The organism is Neisseria sp. P0021.S005 (genome assembly GCF_051956955.1).
The window spans coordinates 1-4,093 of sequence record NZ_JBQCWY010000254.1 but is presented as its reverse complement, the minus strand read 5'-3'; the positions used below and the strand labels follow the sequence as shown (position 1 = coordinate 4,093).

General features: G+C 45.0%; 6 protein-coding genes. 1 reads left to right on the top strand and 5 read right to left on the bottom strand.

Features of this window, described 5'->3' with window-relative positions:
- Positions 1–284 precede the first annotated feature (284 nt).
- Positions 285–998 (top strand): aldose epimerase family protein, encoded by a 714-nt coding sequence (locus tag ACTHUE_RS12145; protein WP_004519255.1) that lies wholly within the window; start codon positions 285–287, stop codon positions 996–998.
- Between the two features lie 58 nt (positions 999–1,056).
- On the opposite strand, the gene mltB is transcribed toward ACTHUE_RS12145, so the two are convergent.
- The 5 genes from mltB to rpsF form a co-directional block, all read right to left on the bottom strand.
- Positions 1,057–2,136 (bottom strand): lytic murein transglycosylase B, encoded by a 1,080-nt coding sequence (gene mltB / locus ACTHUE_RS12140; RefSeq protein ID WP_049337071.1) that lies wholly within the window; start codon positions 2,134–2,136, stop codon positions 1,057–1,059.
- A gap of 201 nt (positions 2,137–2,337) precedes the next feature.
- Positions 2,338–2,790, bottom strand: coding sequence for a 50S ribosomal protein L9 (rplI, locus tag ACTHUE_RS12135; protein WP_003678862.1), 453 nt, complete (start codon positions 2,788–2,790; stop codon positions 2,338–2,340).
- Between the two features lie 16 nt (positions 2,791–2,806).
- A complete protein-coding gene (rpsR, locus tag ACTHUE_RS12130) occupies positions 2,807–3,037 on the bottom strand; it encodes a 30S ribosomal protein S18 (RefSeq protein WP_003678863.1) in 231 nt (76 codons plus the stop codon).
- 6 nt (positions 3,038–3,043) lie between these two features.
- A complete protein-coding gene (gene priB, locus ACTHUE_RS12125; RefSeq protein WP_180947864.1) occupies positions 3,044–3,346 on the bottom strand; it encodes a primosomal replication protein N in 303 nt (100 codons plus the stop codon).
- Positions 3,343–3,714: a 30S ribosomal protein S6 gene (gene rpsF / locus ACTHUE_RS12120; RefSeq protein WP_004519252.1), complete on the bottom strand. Its 372-nt coding sequence runs from the start codon at positions 3,712–3,714 to the stop codon at positions 3,343–3,345. The genes priB and rpsF overlap by 4 nt, the downstream gene beginning before the upstream one ends.
- Positions 3,715–4,093: the final 379 nt, after the last annotated feature.

The following is a 4,093-nucleotide window of genomic DNA, read 5'->3' as shown; positions in this document are numbered from 1 at the left end:
CGCAGGGCTTTGACGACGTGTTCCTGACCGACCAAATCGGCAAAGGTTTTCGGACGCCATTTTCGTGCAAGAACTTGATAAGCCATGTTGTTTCTCTACGGGAAATAAATCGGAAGGCCGTCTGAAAAGAATTCTCCGCTTTTCAGACGGCCTCAGAAAATGGCATATATTCTAGCATTTTTTTGATTTTTATTAAGGATTTTCTATCAAACCGACAGCGACAGCATGTCATTGCAATGTTAGAATGCTACATAAATGATAAGTAATTTGAAGTTTGAAACATCATGTCCGAAATCATACTACGCAACCAATCAGCCACTATGCAAGTAAATACAATGGGCGGATATATTGATTCCCTGATTCTAAAAGGATGGGAAGTCTTATTTCCGAAAACCAGCGTTCAAGTAGGCGATGACACAAAATTACGCGGCGGCATGCACGTCTGCCTACCTCAATTCGGACCTGACAGCAAAAATCATCTGGCCCAACATGGTTTCGGCAGAACTTCAGACTGGGAAATCCGCCATCAAAATGAATCAGATATCGGCTTAAAATTAATCAGCACAGAAAAAGGCTATGAACACGTCGAATGGTTGCTCGATTACAGTCTGCCTAACGAAAATGAAGCCATCGCCATCCTAACTGTCTGCAATTACGGCGAATCACCCATCCGCACGTCCCCAGGATTCCACCCCTACTTTACCGCCGCCGGCACACAATTTGATTTCAACGGCGCCCCATACGATGCCGACTATATCTCCCATACCGAATTTGTTTCCTCCGACCAGGATGCACACGTTGCATTTGACGGCTTGAAACTGGATATCCGTACCCACAATCTGCCTGTGTATGCCCTTTGGAGCGATCGAAACGGTCAATATACTTGTGCAGAGCCAACCGCAGAAGGCAATGCGTTTTTATCCCCTGCCCGAGGAGGACAGTTTGTTTCAGGACACAGCAAAAAACGTTACGCCATGAAAATCAGACTGATAGCTTAACCCCCTTTACAAATCCTCGATATTTAAAAACCACCCCAAAGGGTGGTTTTCTTATGGCTTACAGGCCATTGTTATTGATTGCATTCGCAATATCGCGTACCGCTGTTACATACATACGGCTGTGGTTGTATTGCCATACCGTGTAGAAGTTATTCAGACCCAAATAGTATTCAAATACGCCCGGGCTGGTCTCCAAAGCATACAGCACAGCTTTTTCATTATCGGCAATAGCAGCTTGAGGCACGACACCCAAAGCTTTGAAATCTGCGACAGTGCGCGTCAAGGCAGTTTTCTCATCGATAATCGCCTGCAAGTGCGGAGTAATCGTCAGACTTACCGGCACAACCATCTTACCGCCGGTCTGCCAGCCATGCTGTTTCATATAATTGGCGACAGAAGCCGCCACATCGCCAACATTATTCCAAATATCGCGATGACCATCACCATCATAGTCCACCGCCCATTTACGGTAGCTTGAAGGCATAAATTGCGGCATGCCCATCGCGCCGGCATAGCTGCCTTTGAAGTCAAAGATATTTTCTTTTTCTTCTTTTGCCATCTGCAAAAGTTCACTCAATTCATTTTGGAAAAACTCGGCACGGCGAGGATAATCAAAGGCCAATGTACTCAAGGCATCGGCAACGCGGAAGCTGCCTGTATTTTTACCATAATTGGTTTCAATCCCGAGAATCGCCACAATCAATTCGGCAGGTACGCCGTATTTGCGTGCCACATCATCAATTACGGCACGGTTTGCCGCATAGAATTGTCTGCCGCCATTAAATTTGGCTGCACCAGAGTTACCGGTGCGGAATTCATACCAAGGACGCGAAGTGCTTGGGCGGTACATAATGGTAATAATGTTGCCTTTATACACCACGCCATTAAAGAAATTGCGCAACTCTTCCGCACTGAAACGGCGATTTTTCACTTCATATTGGATAAACTGCTGAACATTGACGTTCTCATTAAAACCGCTGCTGGCAACAGATTCAGCCGCAGCATCAAATACAGGGCGTTTTGCAGAGGAAACAGGCTCGACAGGTTTTGCCGTATCAACAGCAGGCTTTTGCGGAGTGCCGCATGAAGCTAAAGCCAAAGCAGTCAAACCTATCCCAAAGATTTTGATTTTATTCATAAATAATCTCTTTACTAAATAATACGACAAACCCGAACACGAATGAATATTCGGCCAATACATCATCTCTTCCGCTATATTTCTAGACAGACTTAAAAATATAGACAAATCAATATTTACTTACTTCGGCTCAAGCAGATAAACAAGGCCGTCTGAAATTCAAGGAAACCCTTGATTTTCAGACGGCCTTGAATGAATCAATTACTCAGCGGCTGCAACAACAGCAACGGTAATTTTAGCAACAGCGTCAGTGTGCAGAGCTACTTCAACTTCGTATTCGCCAACAGCTTTCAACGGACCGTTAGGCAGACGTACGTTTGCTTTAGCAGCTTGGATACCGGCAGCAACAATCGCTTCAGCGATGTCAGCATTGGTAACAGAACCGAACAGACGACCATCAACACCGGCTTTTTGAGCAACAGTAATGGTTTGGCCTTCCAGTTTTTCTTGACGGGCTTTAGCATCAGCCAAGATTTCAGCTTGTTTGGCTTCCAATTCAGCGCGGCGTGCTTCGAATTCTTTCATGTTGGCTTCGGTTGCACGTTTTGCTTTACCGGCAGGGATCAGGAAGTTGCGTGCGTAACCGTTTTTAACGGTAACGATGTCACCCAAGTTACCCAGACCGCCGATTTTTTCTAACAGAATAATTTGCATGATTTAAACTCCAAAATTATTTGTGTTGATCGGTGTAAGGCAACAGAGCCAGGAAACGGGCACGTTTCACAGCAGTAGCCAACTGACGTTGGTAGTGTGCTTTAGTACCAGTAATGCGGGCAGGGATGATTTTGCCGTTTTCAGAGATGAAGTCTTTCAACAAATCAACTTGTTTGTAATCAACTTCTTGGATTTTTTCAGCCGTAAAGCGGCAGAATTTTCTACGTTTGAATGATTGACGAGCCATTGTCGTTTAACCTTTATATTCTTTAATGTTCTGTATGCGTAGTACCGGCTTGGGGAAGCGTTGGCTGCGTTGCGCCAAAAAACCTTCCGACTCGATGACTGCATCTTGCCGATACTGCCATTCCTCAGCCTGCTTACCTAAAATCCGCGCGGGAATTTCAAATTTGACCAGACATTTTTGTCCGTTTTCTTCCTGCCAAGATTCATGTTGCAACACAATATCTAAAACAGGGATTCCTGCCGGCGTATATCTCAAAGGCTGAACCTGCAAGATACGGGCGGTAAGCTTAATCAGATTGTTCAATCTTATTCAGCTGCTGCAACTTCTTCAGCTGCACCGTTCAGCAAGTTTTTTGCTTTTTCGCCGCCCAGCATTGGGGAAGCTTCAGTTACAGCGTGTTTTGTTTTGATGGTCAGGTGACGCAGTACGGCATCATTGAAGCGGAAAGCAGTTTCCAGCTCTTCAACCACTTCGGGAGTAGTTTCGATATTCATCAAAACATAGTGTGCTTTATGGATTTTGTTGATTGGGTAAGCCAATTGACGACGGCCCCAGTCTTCCAAACGGTGGATTTTACCGTTGGCTTCAGTAATCATGGTTTTGTAACGCTCAACCATAGCAGGCACTTGCTCGCTTTGATCAGGATGAACGATAAACACGATCTCGTAATGACGCATGTTATCTCCTTATGGATGATTAAAAACAGCCTTTCACCATGCGAAGTAAAAGGCAAGGCAAAGAGGCTGAATTTTATCCGTATTTCTTAAAAAATACAAGTCTGAATTCAAAATCCACTTTCTTTTCAATTAAAAAACAACATTAAGCCTTATGGTTATTTCCTAGCAATCCACTCAACTATCTGCCAAAAATCTGCTAAAATCTGCCCCATCCTAATAAATACAGCATCAGAAGGCACACAATCATGGCTCTTTTGCAGATTTCAGAACCCGGCATGTCCGCCGCCCCCCATCAACACCGCCTCGCCGTAGGCATTGATTTAGGCACAACCAACAGCTTGGTTGCCACAGTCCGCAGCGGCAGCGCAGTCTGCCTGCC

What these genes read in the sequence shown, in the direction of transcription:
- ACTHUE_RS12145 (WP_004519255.1), top strand. Translation starts at nt 285, where the DNA reads ATGTCCGAAATCATACTACGCAACCAATCAGCCACTATGCAAGTAAAT.
- rpsF (WP_004519252.1), bottom strand. Translation starts at nt 3,714, where the DNA reads ATGCGTCATTACGAGATCGTGTTTATCGTTCATCCTGATCAAAGCGAG.
- rplI (WP_003678862.1), bottom strand. Translation starts at nt 2,790, where the DNA reads ATGCAAATTATTCTGTTAGAAAAAATCGGCGGTCTGGGTAACTTGGGT.
- rpsR (WP_003678863.1), bottom strand. Translation starts at nt 3,037, where the DNA reads ATGGCTCGTCAATCATTCAAACGTAGAAAATTCTGCCGCTTTACGGCT.
- mltB (WP_049337071.1), bottom strand. Translation starts at nt 2,136, where the DNA reads ATGAATAAAATCAAAATCTTTGGGATAGGTTTGACTGCTTTGGCTTTA.